Origin of the sequence: Nocardioides sp. CCNWLW239, assembly GCF_037137035.1 — a bacterium.
Taxonomy (GTDB): domain Bacteria; phylum Actinomycetota; class Actinomycetes; order Propionibacteriales; family Nocardioidaceae; genus Nocardioides.
The window spans coordinates 916,734-932,829 of record NZ_JBBBNW010000002.1 but is presented as its reverse complement, the minus strand read 5'-3'; the positions used below and the strand labels follow the sequence as shown (position 1 = coordinate 932,829).

16 protein-coding genes are annotated in these 16,096 nt (G+C 69.4%); 10 read left to right on the top strand and 6 right to left on the bottom strand.

Annotated elements, in window-relative coordinates:
- Positions 1–7: 7 nt before the first annotated feature.
- From WBG06_RS10350 to WBG06_RS10335, 4 genes are all read right to left on the bottom strand, one after another.
- Positions 8–610, bottom strand: a complete 603-nt coding sequence (locus WBG06_RS10350) for a TMEM165/GDT1 family protein (RefSeq protein ID WP_336736500.1) — start codon at positions 608–610, stop codon at positions 8–10.
- Between the two features lie 99 nt (positions 611–709).
- Entirely contained in the window at positions 710–1,894 is a 1,185-nt protein-coding gene (gene larC / locus WBG06_RS10345) for a nickel pincer cofactor biosynthesis protein LarC (RefSeq protein WP_336736499.1), read from the bottom strand.
- The gene (gene larB, locus WBG06_RS10340) at positions 1,891–2,568 is read right to left on the bottom strand and encodes a nickel pincer cofactor biosynthesis protein LarB (protein WP_336736498.1); all 678 of its coding nucleotides are present in this window, start codon (positions 2,566–2,568) and stop codon (positions 1,891–1,893) included. The genes larC and larB overlap by 4 nt, the downstream gene beginning before the upstream one ends.
- A gap of 3 nt (positions 2,569–2,571) precedes the next feature.
- The gene (locus tag WBG06_RS10335; protein WP_336736497.1) at positions 2,572–3,411 is read right to left on the bottom strand and encodes a prephenate dehydratase; all 840 of its coding nucleotides are present in this window, start codon (positions 3,409–3,411) and stop codon (positions 2,572–2,574) included.
- A 24-nt stretch (positions 3,412–3,435) separates the two neighbouring features.
- Between WBG06_RS10335 and WBG06_RS10330 the strand changes: the two genes are divergently transcribed.
- Complete coding sequence (locus WBG06_RS10330) at positions 3,436–3,846, top strand: DUF4446 family protein (protein WP_336736496.1); 411 nt, start codon at positions 3,436–3,438, stop codon at positions 3,844–3,846.
- 426 nt (positions 3,847–4,272) lie between these two features.
- Here the strand turns inward: WBG06_RS10330 and WBG06_RS10325 are convergent, their stop codons facing one another.
- A complete protein-coding gene (locus tag WBG06_RS10325; RefSeq protein ID WP_336736495.1) occupies positions 4,273–5,844 on the bottom strand; it encodes a YegS/Rv2252/BmrU family lipid kinase in 1,572 nt (523 codons plus the stop codon).
- A gap of 159 nt (positions 5,845–6,003) precedes the next feature.
- On the opposite strand from WBG06_RS10325, the gene WBG06_RS10320 reads away from it, so the two are divergent.
- From WBG06_RS10320 to WBG06_RS10290, 7 genes are all read left to right on the top strand, one after another.
- Positions 6,004–8,070: a calcium-binding protein gene (locus WBG06_RS10320; protein ID WP_336736494.1), complete on the top strand. Its 2,067-nt coding sequence runs from the start codon at positions 6,004–6,006 to the stop codon at positions 8,068–8,070.
- A gap of 67 nt (positions 8,071–8,137) precedes the next feature.
- Positions 8,138–8,830, top strand: a complete 693-nt coding sequence (locus tag WBG06_RS10315) for a peptidoglycan-binding domain-containing protein (protein WP_336736493.1) — start codon at positions 8,138–8,140, stop codon at positions 8,828–8,830.
- A gap of 52 nt (positions 8,831–8,882) precedes the next feature.
- Positions 8,883–10,154, top strand: a complete 1,272-nt coding sequence (serS, locus tag WBG06_RS10310; protein WP_336736492.1) for a serine--tRNA ligase — start codon at positions 8,883–8,885, stop codon at positions 10,152–10,154.
- Positions 10,151–11,035 (top strand): HAD family hydrolase, encoded by an 885-nt coding sequence (locus tag WBG06_RS10305; protein ID WP_336736491.1) that lies wholly within the window; start codon positions 10,151–10,153, stop codon positions 11,033–11,035. Before serS ends, WBG06_RS10305 begins: the two co-directional genes overlap by 4 nt.
- 82 nt (positions 11,036–11,117) lie before the next feature.
- Positions 11,118–11,630 (top strand): GNAT family N-acetyltransferase, encoded by a 513-nt coding sequence (locus WBG06_RS10300; RefSeq protein WP_336736490.1) that lies wholly within the window; start codon positions 11,118–11,120, stop codon positions 11,628–11,630.
- Positions 11,627–12,427 carry an HAD family hydrolase gene (locus tag WBG06_RS10295; RefSeq protein ID WP_336736489.1) on the top strand — a complete coding sequence of 267 codons (801 nt, stop codon included), beginning with the start codon at positions 11,627–11,629 and terminating at the stop codon, positions 12,425–12,427. The genes WBG06_RS10300 and WBG06_RS10295 overlap by 4 nt, the downstream gene beginning before the upstream one ends.
- A complete protein-coding gene (locus tag WBG06_RS10290; RefSeq protein ID WP_336736488.1) occupies positions 12,424–13,050 on the top strand; it encodes a hypothetical protein in 627 nt (208 codons plus the stop codon). Before WBG06_RS10295 ends, WBG06_RS10290 begins: the two co-directional genes overlap by 4 nt.
- Positions 13,051–13,108: 58 nt before the next feature.
- Here the strand turns inward: WBG06_RS10290 and WBG06_RS10285 are convergent, their stop codons facing one another.
- Positions 13,109–14,023, bottom strand: coding sequence for a sterol desaturase family protein (locus tag WBG06_RS10285; RefSeq protein ID WP_336736487.1), 915 nt, complete (start codon positions 14,021–14,023; stop codon positions 13,109–13,111).
- A 70-nt stretch (positions 14,024–14,093) separates the two neighbouring features.
- On the opposite strand from WBG06_RS10285, the gene WBG06_RS10280 reads away from it, so the two are divergent.
- Positions 14,094–14,738 carry a TetR/AcrR family transcriptional regulator gene (locus tag WBG06_RS10280; protein ID WP_336736486.1) on the top strand — a complete coding sequence of 215 codons (645 nt, stop codon included), beginning with the start codon at positions 14,094–14,096 and terminating at the stop codon, positions 14,736–14,738.
- Positions 14,739–14,792: 54 nt separating this feature from the next.
- Positions 14,793–16,061 carry an alpha-hydroxy-acid oxidizing protein gene (locus WBG06_RS10275; RefSeq protein ID WP_336736485.1) on the top strand — a complete coding sequence of 423 codons (1,269 nt, stop codon included), beginning with the start codon at positions 14,793–14,795 and terminating at the stop codon, positions 16,059–16,061.
- Positions 16,062–16,096 lie beyond the last annotated feature (35 nt).

The following is a 16,096-nucleotide window of genomic DNA, read 5'->3' as shown; positions in this document are numbered from 1 at the left end:
GCCCGGCTCAGGCAAACACCTCGACCAGGGTCACGATGCCCAGGACCAGGCAGACCGCGGCGCCGATGTAGTGCAGGACGTGCAGCTTGATGAACCGGAGCAGCGTACGTCCCAGCAGCACCGCGAGCCCGGACACGGTGAGCAGCGCCGCCCACGAGCCGAGGAAGACCGAGACCGGGTCGTGGTAGCGGGCCACCAGCGAGACGCTCAGCAGCTGGGAGAGGTCGCCCCACTCGGCGGCGAAGAGGACCATGAAGCTGGCCAGGACCTGGCGGAAGCCGCGTACGTCCTTCGCCTTCTCGACGAACTCGCTGCCGTCCTCCTCGGTCGCGGTGCCGTGGTGGCGGCGCCCCTCGATGAACAGGAGCACGGCTCCTGCCAGGAAGAGCAGGGCGGCGACGACCTGGATCACGGTGGTCGGCAGCAGCGTCGCCACCCCACCGATCGCCACCGCGATGAGCGTCTGGACCGCGAATGCCGCGCCGACGCCGAGCCACACGAAGAACGGCCGGTACTTCGTCGACAGCACCAGCGTCGCCAGGAACGTCTTGTCGGGGAGCTCGACGACGAAGATCGCGGCGAAGGCCAGCGCGATGACAGTGATGTCCACGGGGTCATGGTCGCATCCGAGGGGCGGGGATGTTCGTCTAGGTATGCAGGCGAACGGTCGCTCCCCTGGCGGAACTCCACGGGGGAAGTGGATGTTCGCCTACATACCTAGACGAACAGCCAGCGCCTTGGCCACCATCAGCACGTCGACCGCCGGACGATCGAGCGCGGTGGCGGCGCGGGCGACGTCGTCCCACTCGGGCTGCAGGTTGACGATCTCGCCGTCGAGACGGGCCGCCTTGACCGCGATCGGCTGCCCCTCGACGGTCACGGTCAGCATCTCGCGAGGCAGGGCGTGCTTGACGACCTCGTGCTCACGTACGCCGATCGTCGACGTCTCCCGGAAGAACACCCGGCGGACCGCGTCGGCGGCAGCGGGCGGGGCGAGGGCGTGGAGGGTGTAGGCCGGTCGGCCCTTCTTCATCAGGATCGGCGTGGCCCAGGCGTCGTGGGCGCCCGCAGCGAGGAGCGCGTCGATCGCCCACGGGATCAGCCGGCCCTCCAGATCGTCGATGTTGGCCTCGATGACGATCTCGCGCTCAGCGGCGCGGGTCTCGCCGACCACCAGGCGCAGCGTGTTGGACCAGCCTTCCGGGTCCCTCCCGCCGGCACCGACGCCGATGGCGCGGGTCGTCATCGGCGGCTGCTCGCCCCACGCGGTCGCCAGGGCAGCCAGCAGCGCCGCGCCGGTCGGGGTGCACATCTCCATCTGCGGGTGTCCGGGAGGCCCTGCGTAGGAAGGTACGCCGGTGAGCAGCCGCGCCACGGCGGGCGGCGGCACCGGCAGGGTGCCGTGAGCGGCCCGGACCGAGCCCGACCCGACGGCGACCGGGGAGACGACCACCTCGCCGGCACCCAGGTGCACGAACCCGGCACAGACCCCGACCACGTCCGCGATCGCGTCCAACGCCCCGACCTCGTGGAAGTGGACGTCGTCGGGCGCGATCCCGTGCACGGCTCCTTCGGCGACCGCCAGCCGCTCGAAGACCCTGAGCGCCAGGTCGCGCACCGGGTCGTCCAGGGCGGCGCCGGTGAGCAGCGCGCGGACGTCGGTCCAGGTGCGGTGGTGCACGGAGTCCGAGATCGAGACGTGGCACCGGGTCGCGTCGAGCGCTCCCCGGGTCACCTGCTCGGCAGCGAGGTCGATCGGCTCGGGGGCGACCGCGTCCACGGCCGTGGCGATCACCGCCATCGGCACGCCGGCACCCACGAGGGCGCCGAGCAGCATGTCTCCCGACGCCCCGGCGGAGGCGTCGACCCAGACGATCGTCGTGGTGTCGCTCACCGGGCCCGCCGGGCGATCCGTGCAGCAGCCACCCCGGCACCGTAGCCGTTGTCGATGTTGACCACCGTCACCCCGGGGGCGCACGAGTTGAGCATCGTCAACAAGGCAGCCAGCCCGCCGAAGGATGCCCCGTAGCCCACAGAGGTCGGCACCGCGATCATCGGCACCCCGACCAGTCCCCCCACGACCGACGGCAGCGCCCCCTCCATCCCGGCGACGACGATCAGGCAGTCGGCGGCATCGAGCCGGTCACGTACGGCCAGCAGGCGGTGGATCCCGGCCACCCCCACATCGGTGATGCGCTCCACCGAGGCACCGTGGACCCGGGCGGTCAGCGAAGCCTCGGCAGCCACCGGACCGTCGGTCGTCCCGGCGGCCACGACGCACACCCGGCCCTGCGGCGTCGGCAGCGGCCCGAAGGTGATGGCACCGGCTTCCGCGTCGTGGACCGCGGCGGGCAGCTCGGTCGCGACCAGGGCCGCGGCCTCGGCGGAGACCCGGGTCGCCAGGACCGCGCGCGTGGGGTGCGCCTCGTGCAGGCGGGCCAGGATCGCGACCACCTGCTCCGGGGTCTTGCCCGCGGCGTACACGACCTCCGGGTCACCGGTGCGCCGCTCACGGTCGAGGTCGACCCGGGCGAACCCGAGATCAGCGGTCTGCTCGTTGTCCGCCACCGCTCAGAACCGGGCCGGATCGGCGGGGTAGACGCCCAGCAGCTTCACGTCGGTGGTGAAGAACGCCAGCTCCTCCAGGGCCCGCTTCAGGCCCGGCTGGTCGGGGTGGCCGTCGACCTCGGCGAGGAACTGGGTCGCGGTGAACTTCCCGTCGACCATGTAGGACTCCAGCTTGGTCATGTTCACGCCGTTGGTCGCGAAACCGCCGAGCGCCTTGTAGAGGGCCGCCGGGAGGTTGCGTACGTTGAAGATGAACGAGGTCACCACCGGACCGTTGTCGGCGGGGGCCTGGATGAAGTCGGGCGAGAGCACCACGAAGCGGGTGGTGTTGTGGTCGGCGTCCTCGATGTCGGTCGCGAGCACGTCCAGCCCGTAGATCGAGGCGGCCAGCGGCGGGGAGATCGCGGCCATCGTCGGGTCGCCGGCCTCGACGACCTCGCGCGCGGCACCGGCGGTGTCACCGGAGACGACCGGGGTGAAGCCGTGCTCCCGGATGATGTTGCGGCACTGACCCAGCGCGTGGACGTGGGAGTGGACCGTACGGATGTCGTCGAGATGGGCGCCCGGAAGGCCGAGCAGGTGGAACCGGATCCGGAGATAGTGCTCGGCGATGATGTGCAGGTTGGACTCGGGGAGGAAGTGGTGGATGTCGGCCACCCGCCCGGCCAGCGAGTTGTCGATCGGGATCATCGCCAGCGAGGCCTCACCCGCCTCGACGGTCGCAAAGACGTCCTCGAACGAGGCGCACGGCACCGACTCCAGCTCGGGGTAGTGCCGCTGGCACACCATGTGTGAGTTGGACCCTGGTTCGCCCTGATAGGCGATGCGTTGTGGCTCGGACACATCGACAGTCTAGATTCGCCCGCTGTGCTTGCTCTTGCCATTCTCAGTCTGCTGACAGCAATCGTCTCCCTGGTGCTCGCCGGGGCGGCGTGGCAGAAGACGAAGAACGTACGCCGCCCCGACCCTGCCGCCGTCGAGTCGCTGCCGACCGACGTCGCCGGCTTGCGTGCCGAGGTCGCGGCGCTGCGTGCCGAGTCGGCGATGAACCTGCGCCATCTCGCGGTCGTCCGGTTCGACGCGTTCGGAGATGCCGGCGGCCACCTGAGCTGGTGCCTCGCCCTGCTGGACGACAACGGCGACGGGGTCGTGCTCACCTCGATCCACGGCCGCACCGAAGCACGGTCGTACGCGAAGAGCATCAGCGGCTGGGAGTCGTCCCAGCTGATGTCGCCCGAGGAGGCCGAGGCGGTCCAGCAGGCGAGGCCGCAAGGCTGATCCACCACGGAGCTGATCCCGAGCGTCGACCCGAGCGAAAACGACACCGGCACGCTCGGTCGTGGCGGGGGAACCGTTCCGAGCGTGCCGGTTTTCAAACCCGGGCTGCGGGTGGGACGGCCCGGGAGTCGACCACTGGTCGCGGGGGATTCCGACCAGTGTGTGGGTCATGCCACGTCGCCGGCCGGAGTCAGGCTTGAGCCCAGCCGAAGACGACGACTCTGCTCACGCCGAGTCGTGCCAGACACCTTATGAACATTTACTTATCAACAAGGCATCTGTCGCCGCGAGTCGCGTCGAAGCAGCATCAAAATTGATGCGGTCCACGCTCGAATTTCGCTTGATCCGGGACCTTGTGCCCGGATTGTCGGGACTTTGTCCTCTGCTGTGTGTCGCCCAGATTAGGGACCGAATCGGGACCGGTCCTCAGCGTGGCACGCGCACGAGCAGGCGTCCGGGCAGGCACTGCATCCGCAGCTCTCGTCCCTCGGAGATCGCGTCGCCGTCGAGCTGGCGCGGCTGGTCGTGATTGGTCCGGATCACGACGCTGGCGCCGGTCATCCGGTTGACCAGGTTGTCGGTGTGCGGCCGCTTGCTCAGCACCCGGAAAGCGAGCGGCAACCACGACCAGAACCGCTTCGGATAGAGCACCACCACGTCGACGAGCCCGTCGTCGAGCGCGGCCGCCGGCAGCAGCGGCATGTTCGCCTGGAGGTAGCCGACGTTGCCGACCACGACCGTGCGCGCCCGGTGCCGGGTGAACTCGCCCCCGTCCACGGAGATCTCCAGCCGCATCGTCGGGAACATCAGGCTCTTGAAGGCGGACAGGACGTACGCCATCCAGCCGATCCTCTTCTTGATGTCCTCGTTGACGCCGCTCATGATCGCGGCGTCGAAGCCCATCCCGGCCATCACCAGGAAGTTGGTGTCCTCGAGGTTGTCGCCGGAGACCTCGACCAGGTCGATGGCCTGGTCCTGTCCGGTGAGCGCGACGTCGATCGCGGCGCGGATGTAGAGCGGGATGGACAGGTTGCGGGCGAGCAGGTTGCCCGTGCCGCCGGGGACGATCCCGACCGCGATGCCTGTGCCGGCCAGGGCGGAGCAGACCTCACGTACGGTCCCGTCGCCGCCGCACACCAGCACCAGGTCGGCGCCCTCTTCCTGGGCTGCGCGGGCCATCCCCGTGCCGGGGTCGTCGACCGTGGTCAGGTGCCAGGTCGGGGTCTTCCAGCCGGACTCCTTGGCCATCGTCTCGACCATGGTCTTGAACTGCTCGACCGACTCGACCTTGATCGGGTTGAGGACGACGGCGACCTTCCGGTTGCCGCGCACCGAGTCCATCAACGGTCGTCGCCCCAGCGCGTGCGAGGCCGGCTGGGGGGAGTAGAGCGCCATGCCGAGGAAGACGGCTCCGGCCGCGAACGCGATCCCGCCGAGCACGTCGGAGGGGTAGTGGCGGCCGAGGAAGACCCGGTCGGCGGCGACGAGCACGACCAGCAGCGCGAGGCCGGTGTAGGCGAGCCGGCGGATGCCGCGGCGGCGTACGAACATCGTCACGACCACCGCGATCACGCCGGCCAGGACCGCGATCCCGGTCGCATGCCCGGACGGGTACGAGGGGGAGTCATGCAGCCACGACGTCAGCTGCCACGAGGGCCGGTCCCGGTCCACGAGGAGCACCACCCCGCGGCGTACGACCAGGGTGACCACCACGACGCCGAGCACGTAGATCGCGGCGCGCGGGTATTTGCGGAACAGGCCGGCAGCGACCAGCAGCGCGACCCCGACGATCACGTACCAGTCCGTGCCCACCTCGACGACGTGCCAGAACTTGAGCATCCACCCGTGCTCCGCCGTCACCGCCGCCGCGTCCTGGCCGAGCTCGTCGATCGCCGAGACCAACGGCCACGCGTTGATCGCCGCGATCCCGATCAGGGCGCACAGAGCGAACAGCGAAGCCGACCAGAGCAGCAGGGCACGGCGCGATAGGTCAAGCACGATCAGTCAGTATGCGCGATACGGCTTCCACACAGTGAATGAACGGGCTGGTCAAAAGCCGAGGCAACGGATGGTGAGGAACGCTATCGTTCGCTCCCCGCGCATGATTCGGGTCGGCGCCGGCATCCCTCGGTCCTTCTTCGCTGTGAGGTCTCTCCCATGCGCTCTCGCGTGTCCTCGTACGCCCTTCTCGGGCTCCTGACCCTCCCCGCCGCCGCCCTCGGCGTCGGTGGCCTCCTCGCCGGCTCCGCCGCCGCCGCGGACGGCGAGTGTGGCGGGAAGCCCGTCACCGTCGACCTCAGCGTCGAGAGCCAGGTCCCGACCGAGGGTGACGATGTCATCGCGGTCCCCGCCGGCGTCCCCGTCGACGCTCTCGGTGGCGACGACGTGATCTGCGTTGCCGGCCGCGGCAACGTCGAGATCTCTGGAGGCGCGGGCGACGATGTGATCGTGGCCGCCTACGGCAACACGGTCGATGGCGGTGACGGTAACGACACCTTCATGGGCGACAACCTCCAGGCCCTGGGTGGCCCGGGCAACGATGTCTTCCGGCTGTCGGGTCAGGGGACCTACGCCCTCGGCGGCGACGGCGACGACACCTACTACGGCGGGTCGCTCAACGACATGTTCAGGGGCGATCAAGGTGCCGACGTCTTCTACGGCGGCACGGGGATCGACTGGGCTTTCGGTGGCCCCGGCGACGACCAGCTCTACGGAGACGACGACGTCGACAGTCTCTACGGCGAGATCGGCAACGACCGCGTCTACGGGGGTGTCGGTGCCGACCATGTGAGCGGTGGCAACGACGACGACCACCTGGACGGAGGCGCCGGAGAGGACAACCTGCTCGGCGGGTACGGCAAGGACACCGTCGTCGGCGGCCCCGACGACGACGAGATCAGCGGAGAACAAGGCGATGACGTCGTCGACGGCGGAGACGGCAGCGACTACATCTACGAGGTCGACGGCAACGATGTCCTCCGCGGCGGAACCGGCATGGACCTGATCCTGGGTGGCTCCGGCGAGGACCGGGTCGAGGGCGGTTCCGGTGACGACTCCCTGGGTGGAGGTAGTGAGAACGACGACGTCCTGGGTGACGACGGCGCCGATGAGGTCCATGGCGGGACGGGTGACGACTCCATCGATGGCGGCGCAGGGATCGACCAGACGTCCTACGAAGCGTCGCCCAGCGCGATCGCGGTCACCGAGAAGACGGTGAACGGTGGGATGGGCACCGACACGCTCGTTCGCGTCGAACGACTGACGGGGACCGACTTCAACGACCGGTTCTCCGGCGGCAGCGGCAGCAGCTACTTCGACGGCGGTGCCGGGAACGACGTCTTCGCTCCGGGCGCTGGAGATGACGTGATCCACGGCGGACCGGGGACGGACACCGTCACCTACGCCAACATGACCAGCGGCGTACGCATCTTCCTCGGTCAGCCCGCCTACGACGGCGCCGCGGCCGGACGCGAGACGATCGAGCAGGTCGAGATCCTCACCGGCAGCCCGTACGCCGACCGGCTCAAGGGAGACATGGGGAGCGACGTGATCCTCGGGGGCGGCGGCAGCGACTACATCAACGGGCTCAACGGGAACGACCGGCTGGACGGCGGCAGCGGGAACGACACGTTCTGGCCGGGGTTGGGCAACGACGCCGTGATCGGTGGATCCGGCACGGACACGATCAGCTACCAGGGGTTCATGAGGCCCGTCCAGGTCAGCCTTGCCACGACCCGCGCACAGAACACGGGAGGCTCCGGTTACGAGACGGTCAGCCAGACCGAGAACATCATCGGCACGTCCGGCGCCGACCGTCTGACCGGCAGCTCGGGGCGCAACACGATCACGGCAGGGTCCGGGAACGACACCATTCTGCCTGGTCACGGCGACGACACCGTGAGCGGAGGCAGCGGAACGGACACGATCAGCTTCCGCAACATCGGCGCGGGCGTGCGGGTCTCGCTGGCGGCCACTGGTCGGCAGCGGACGGGTGCGGGCTACGACAAGTTCAGCTCGTTCGAGAACGTGATCGGCACCTCGCGTGCCGACGTGCTCAAGGGGAGCCGGGCGGCCAACAAGCTCTACGGGGACGCCGGCGGCGACAAGCTCTACGGCAGCGATGGTGCGGACAAGCTCTATGGCGGCAGCGGCCGTGACTACGGCGACGGCGGCACCGGACGGGACGGCTCGGTCTCGGTCGAGCGGCGGGTGCGGATCCCGTAGTCATCGCCCCAGCGCGCCCCTACGGCGAGCCGAAGCACCTGAAATCGATCCGGAGGAGATCCAAACAGTGAAGACATCGATCCGACTGCGCCTCGGTGGCCTGATCGCGGCAGCGGCGGTGGCGACGAGCGGGCTGGTGGGCCTGGACGCCGGCACGGCGCCCGCGGACGCGGCGGTGAGCTGCACGATCAGCAGCCCGAAGACCGTACGTCCCGGCAACACCGGCAGCTGCGTGACGCTGCTGCAGAAGGTGCTCGGCGGGCTCAAGCCGGACGGCTCGTTCGGGTCGGCGACGACCGCCCGGGTGAAGGACTACCAGAAGGCCAAGGGGCTGTCGGCCGACGGCGTCGTCGGGTCGCGTACGTGGGCCAAGATCAAGGCCGGGATGTCCGGCAGCGGGACGATCATCTCCTCGACCTCGACGGCGAACTGGTACGCCTGTGTCATCGTCCGCGGCGGCCAGTCGATCCGCTACACGGTCACCAACAAGACCAGCTCGATGTGGCAGCAGGCCACGATCACCACCAGCGGCTCGCTGGCCAACCCGCTGATCCGGGGTTCGATCTACAGCAAGGGGTCGCGGTCGACGGCGTCGAACCCGTCGGGCTTCCCGAAGACCTACGGGACCTCGGCCGCTTACGTCACCTACACCGACGGTTCCTACTACACCCGAGACTCCCACGGCTATGACATCGCCAACCGGACCGTCTACCGGTCGTGGCTGCGCCCGTGCGGGAAGACCAGCGCGATCTACTGGTGACGCATGCATTACTGAAGTGAGATCTGGTGGTCCGGTCGACTAGCCTTGCCGCATGATCGACCCGCGCATCCTCCGCGAAGACCCCGACCGCGTACGTGCCTCGCAGGAGCGCCGCGGCGCGTCCTCCGACGTGGTGGACCGGGCGCTGTCTGCGGACAGTGCACGCCGGGCGGCGATCGCGGACTTCGAGGCCAAGCGGGCCGAGCAGAAGCAGATGGGCAAGAAGGTCGCCCAGGCCAAGGGCGAGGAGAAGCAGCAGCTCCTGGCCGAGGTGAAGGACCTCGCGGCAGCGGTCAAGGCGGCCGACGCGGCGCAGGCGGAGGCCGAGGAGGAGTGGAAGAAGGCCCTCAAGGCCATCCCCAACCTCGCCGATGACGCTCCGGCCGGTGGGGAGGACGACTTCGTCCTGATCGAGAAGGTCGGCGAGCCGCGTGACTTCGCGGCCGAGGGCTTCGAGCCGCGCGACCACGTCGAGCTCGGCAAGATGCTCGGCGCGATCGACCTGGAGCGGGGCGCCAAGGTCTCGGGCAGCCGCTTCTACTTCCTGACCGGCGTCGGCGCCGAGCTGGAGTTCGCGCTGATCAACCTGGCGATGGAGCAGGCCCGCGAGGCCGGGTTCACCCAGGTCATCGCGCCCGCGCTGGTGCGCCCGGAGGCGATGGAGGGCACCGGCTTCCTCGACCAGGTCGACGACGGCGTCTACAAGATCGAGGACGACGACCTCTACCTCGTCGGCACCTCGGAGGTGCCGATGGCGGCCTACCACGCCGACGAGATCCTCGACCCCGACACGCTCCCGCGCCGCTACGCCGCCTTCTCGTCGTGCTTCCGCAAGGAGGCCGGCTCGGCGGGCAAGGACACCAAGGGCATCATCCGGGTCCACCAGTTCGAGAAGGTGGAGATGTTCGTCTACACCACCGTCGAGGAGTCGTACGCCGAGCACCAGCGTCTCCTCGAGTGGGAGAAGTCGTTCCTGGACAAGCTCGAGCTCGCCTACCAGGTCATCGACGTCGCCGCCGGCGACCTCGGTCCGAGCGCGCTGCGGAAGTTCGACTGCGAGGCGTGGATCCCCACCCAGGGCAAGTATCGCGAGCTTACCTCGGCCTCCAACTGCACCACCTTCCAGGCGCGCCGCCTCGACATCCGGGCGAGGACCGAGAATGGCACCACCCCGGTCGCCACGCTCAACGGCACCCTGACCGCGATCACCCGCGCCATCGTCGCCGTCCTGGAGACCCACCAGCAGGCCGACGGCTCGGTGCGGGTGCCGAAGGCCCTACAGAAGTGGCTCGGGCGCGAGGTCCTGGAGCCGATCCAGAAGTGAGCGCGACGGACAGCACCGCGACGCGCCCAGGAGACGCGACCTGGCAGCCGAAGCTGGTCGCGCTCGACATCGACGGCACCCTGCTGCGGTGGATGGACAGCCCGGCGACGGGCTCGGAAGGCGTCAGCGGCGTCCCCGGCGAGGAGCTCTCCGACAAGGTGCGCGACGCGGTCCGCCGTGCCTACGAGGCGGGCGCCCACGTGGTGCTCTCTTCCGGCCGCTCTGCCCACTCGATGACCGGGATCGCCGACCTGCTCGGTCTTCCGGCCGAGGACGCGGAGCGGTTGTGGATCGTCGCGTCCAACGGTGCGGTGGTGCTCCGCTACCCACCGCTCGACGTGGTGCACGAGGAGACCTTCGAGGCTCGGGCGGCTGTGGAGAAGATCCTGGAGCGGCGTCCGAACGTGCTGGTCGCGGTGGAGAACCGCGGCATCGGCTACCGGATGAACCGTCCCTTCCCCGCGGGTGAGCTCGGCGGCGGCGAGAACGTCATCGCGACGGTCGAGGAGATGGTCGCCGAGCCGGTCTCCCGCGTGATCATCCGCGACCCCGACGCGACCCCGGAAGACTTCCTCGAGCTCGGTCGCGAGCTCGGCCTGCACGGCATCGACTACGTTGTCGGCTACACCGCGTGGCTCGACCTCACCCCGGTCGGGGTGAGCAAGGCGTCCGGCCTCGCGTACGTCTGCGACGAGCTCGACCTCGAGCCCGCCGACGTGCTCGCCATCGGTGACGGCCGCAACGACATCGAGATGCTCGAGTGGGCCGGCCGTGGGGTCGCCATGGGCAACGCCCCCGACGAGGTCCAGGCGATCGCCGACGCCGTGACGGCCCACGTCGCCGACGACGGCGCGGCGCTGGAGCTCTCCCGCTGGTTCTGAGCCGCGGCCAGGGTCCCGCCAGGGCGGCCGGCTCGACGATTCTGGTTGGTCCGGACGTACGCAGATGGCAGAGTGCCTCCTCGTGACTCTTCCCGCCACCGTCACCACCGAGCGGCTCACGCTGCCCTTGTGGACCCGCACCGACGTCGATGCCATCCGCGACCTGAACGGAGGCGTCGGCCGCCCGCCGGGCTGGCACCCGCAGTTCCCGCGCGAGGACGACCGCGACGCGGCGACGATGTGGGTCGAGGGTGACCTGTGGAGCTCGCGCTACATCATGCGCAACGGCACCGTCCTCGGGTCGATCGGCTTCTTCGGGCCGCCCGAGGCCGCCCCCGACGGCACTCCGGAGACCGAGGTCGGCTACGGCCTGGTCGAAGAGGCGCGCGGCTGGGGATTCGCGACCGAGGCGCTCAAGGCCCTGCTCGCGTGCGCGGACGAGGACGGCGTACGCATCCGGGCCTCGGTCGAGCCCACCAACGCGGCCAGCCTCCGTGTGCTCGCCAAGTGCGGGTTCACCGACCTCCGCGGTGCCGACGAGGACGGGCATCTGGTGATGGCCCGCCCGGTGCCCGGTGGCAGAATGGCAGAATGAGTACGCCGAAGCTCGTCGCCACCGACCTCGACGGCACGCTGGTCAGAGCGGACGGCTCGGTCTCGGACTTCACCCGTGACGTGCTCGTGAAGCTCGAGGAGATCGGCGTGCCGGTCATCTTCGTGACAGGTCGGCCGCTGCGCTGGACCCGCGTGCTCTTCGAGCACATCGGCAGCGTCGGCCTGGCGATCGTGTCCAACGGAGCACTGGTCTGGGACGTCGCCGCCGACCAGCCGCGGCTCACCCGGCTGATCGAGCCGGCCCTGAGCGCCGAGGTGGCGTCCGCGCTGAAGGCGAGCATGCCCGGGCTCGTCTTCGCGACGGAGTCGCTCGAGGGATGGTCGGGCGAGCCCGCCTTCAGACCTCACGTCTCGGGCACGCTCGAGCCCCCTAGGCGCGTCGCGCCGATCGAGGAGCTCGTCGACGAGCCGCTGATCAAGCTGCTCGGCCGTCGCGATGGGGACGACGACGCCGACGAGCTGCTCGCGGCCGCGACGGCCGTCGTCGGTGACCGGGTCAACGTGACCCACTCCTCGTTCCCCCTGCTCGAGATCAGCGCCCCCGGGGTCACCAAGGCCTCCACGCTGGAGCTGGTCTGCACCGAGCTCGGCATCTCCGCCTCGGACGTGATCGCCTTCGGCGACATGCCCAACGACCTGCCGATGCTGACGTGGGCCGGGACGTCGTACGCCATGGCGGACGCCCACCCGAGCGTCGTCGCGTGTGCTTCGCATCTCGCTCCCGGGCACGAGGACGACGGTGTCGCGCGGGTCCTGGCTGGAGTCTTCGGCCTGTGACTGGTTTGATCTTCGCCATGCGCCGCGTCCCCCAGATCCTCGCTGCCGTCGCACTCGCCGTGACCGCGGCGGTCACGACGAGCCCCGCCACCGCTTCGGCGGCTCCGGCCACCGCCCCCGTGACGACCACCGCGAAGTGCCCCGCCTTCGTGCTCAGCGACGCCGTCAAGGAGCCGATGGTCTTCCACGCGCGGGTGACCGGCCCCGGGAAGGCCGCCAACAAGGGCGGCGCGGTGACCTACCCGGTGACCGTCGTCAAGGCGCTCAAGGGCGTCACCAGCGGCAGCAACCTCAAGGTCACGCTCAACCCCGGCGTGTGTCAGAAGAAGTCGCTGACCGCCAACGAGGACTACTACTTCTTCGTACAGCCGAAGGGTGACACCATCCTCGCCGCAGGCACCCTGCCGCGGGTCGAGGAATACACCGACAAGCTCCAGGCCGAGATCGCCAAGGAGTTCCCCGACGTGATCGCCCCCGAGCCCCAGCAGGTGAGCTTCAGCGAGCCGGCGTCCCCCGAGGGCGCGAAGCTCGTCGAGGTCGCCGCCCCGGGCGTCGCGCTCGTCGTCGTCGGGCTGCTCGGCCTGATCATCGTGATGATTCTGGGGCGACGACGCTCGGCGTGACGGCCTGGATGTTCGTCTAGGTATGCAGGCGAACCGTCACATCCCGCGCGGAGCTCCGCTAGGGATGTGACGACTGATCTGCATACCCTTCGACAGGCTCAGGACACCGCCTAGACGAACAGTCGCGCTCCGGTGCCCACCCCGGCGGCCGGAACACGTAGCTCAGCTTGAGCCGCCAGCCGTCGGCGCTGCGTACGTCGTTCCAGAGCTCGCGGAACGCGCCGTACTCCAGGCGGAGGAGGTTGTAGGTGTCGACCTTGTAGGTCAAGCCGTACGTCGGACGCTGGACCTCCGGCTGGAAGGTGCCGAAGAGGCGGTCCCAGACGATCAGGATGCCGGCGTAGTTCTTGTCGAGGTATTCCGGGTCGGAGCCGTGGTGGACGCGGTGGTGGCTCGGGGTGTTGAAGACGAGCTCGATCGGGCGCCACAGTCTGCCGATCGTCTCGGTGTGCACGAAGAACTGGTAGATCAGGTTGATCGAGAAGGCGAGATAGATCGCCGCCGGGGAGATGCCGAGGAAGGGCAGCGGCAGGAAGAAGAAGAACTCGAACCATGGGTTCCACTTCTGTCGTAGCGCCGTCGCGAAGGTCATGTACTCGCTCGAGTGGTGCGCCTGGTGGGCCGCCCAGCCGACGCGGGTCCGGTGCACGAAGCGGTGGTTCCAGTAGTAGGCGAGGTCGACGACCACGACCGAGATCGCCAGGCCCCACCAGGTGCTCGGGATCTGCCACAGCGAGGCGTAGGCGAAGATCGCGGCGTAGATCCCGAAGGTCAGCACCTTGAAGACGGTCATCGAGACGATCGACCCGGCGCCCATCAGGATCGAGGTGCGGGCGTCCTTGAAGACGTACCCGGCCAGGTTGTCGTCGTGGTCGAGCCACTTCAGCGCGGCCAGCTCGATGAGGATCGAGATCACGAAGAACGGGATGGCGTACGTCAACGGGTTCTTCAGCGGGTCGAGCATGTCGTTCATGGGGACCTCCAGTGATATGACCTTGGAGTAAGTTACCGCAAGGTCATATGCCGCCGCTAGACTCTTCGCCATGTCACGGGCCAACGCAGGAACGAAGGGCGTCCCGCGCGCCGACCGGGAGCTCCAGATCGTCCGAGCCGCCTGCGAGGTCTTCGGCACGGTGGGGTTCGCCCGGGCGTCCGTCGCCGGGATCGCGGCCGACGCCGGGATCTCGAAGCCGCTGGTCTATCAGTACTTCGGCTCCAAGGAGGGCCTCTTCCTGGCCAGCTTCAACTACGGCGCCGAGACGCTCGCCGCCGAGATGGAGCGGGTCGCCGCCGACGACTCGGTCGGCCTCGAGCGAGGCCTCCGCACGCTCGACGGGCTCTTCCGTACGCTCGAGCCGCAGCCATGGGTCTGGCGGCTCCTCTTCGACCCGACGGCGCCCGACGACGGCGAGGTCGCGGCCGCCCGCGCCGTCTACACCGACCGGATCACCCGCCTCGCCGTCGAAGGTGTCGGAGAGCTGATGAGGCTGGTGGGCGACGACGACCCCCTCGACGCCTCCGCGCTGACCGCGGTCTGGATGAGTGCGGTCGACGCGCTGATCACCTGGTGGCTCGACCACCCCGGGGTCACTCCGACCCAGATGACGGAGCGATGCCACCGGCTGATCACCGCCCTCTCCGGCGCCGCGCTGCCGCCGCACCTCGCAGCCGAGCTCAGCGCCGGCTGAGCCGGCGAGGTAACGACGGGCCGGTGACCGGCAGAACCCAGTAACCTACGCGGCGTGAGCATCGGCAGAGACCTCCAGTCCGCGATCTTCCGCAAGGGCCTGTTCGGCCACCGGCCGGTGGTGCCGACCGAGCCCGCGGCGCTCGCCGAGGCGGCCCACCGGGCGATGAGCAAGGAGGCCTGGGCGTACGTCGACGGCGGAGCGGGCCAGCAGCGCACCGTCGCCGCCAACACCTCCGCGTTCGACCACTTCCGGCTCGTCCCCCGCATGCTGGCCAATGTCGAGACCCGCGACCTGCGCACCACGCTGTTCGGGGTGGACATGCCGGCACCGCTGATGCTCGGCCCGGTCGGTGTGCTCGAGCTGGCCCACCCTCGCGCCGAGCACGAGGTCGCCGCCGCGGCCCGGGCGACCGGCATCCCGATGGTGATCTCCACACAGGCGTCCGTCCCGATGGAGGAGGTCGCCGAGGACCTCGGCGACACCCCGCGGCTCTACCAGCTCTACTGGTCCAAGGACGAGTCGATCGTCGAGTCCTTCGTACGCCGCGCCGAGGCCATCGGCTCCGACGCCCTGGTCGTCACGCTCGACACCCACATGCTCGGCTGGCGCACCAAGGACCTCGACCTGGGCTATCTGCCGTTCGCGAGGGGTCTGGGCATCGCCCAGTACACCTCGGACCCGGCCTTTCGGGCCCTCGTCGAGGAGCGGATCGCGGCAGGCTCCGGGATGAGCGTGCGCCCCGGGCTCCGGGAGATCCCCTCGGCGCTCACCGCGGTCGCCTCGATGGCGCAGCACCACCCCGGCAGGCTCGTCGACAACCTGCGCTCCGGCCACGCCCGGGCCGCCGTCGAGACCTTCCTCGACGTCTTCTCCCGATCCGACCTGATCTGGGACGACCTGGACCGGCTGCGCGAGATGACCGACCTGCCCATCGTGCTCAAGGGGCTCCAGGCGCCCGAGGATGCCCGGCGTGCGCTCGATCACGGCGTCGACGGCATCATCGTCTCCAACCACGGTGGCCGCCAGGTCGACGGCGCCATCGCCTCCATCGACGCACTGCCGAGCATCGTCGACGAGGTCGACGGCCGCATCCCGGTGCTCTTCGACTCCGGCATCCGCTCCGGCGCCGACATCCTCAAGGCGCTCGCCCTCGGTGCCGACGCGGTCCTCCTCGGCCGTCCCTATGTCTACGGCCTCGCCCTCGCAGGAGCTGCCGGCGTCCAGGCGGTCGTCGAGCACATGATCGCCGAGCTCGATCTCTCCCTCGGCCTCGTCGGCTGCCGCTCGGTCGACGAGATCGGCCGCGAGCTCCTGGGCTGAACACACCAAGTTCATACTTTATGAGGGGGCGCGAT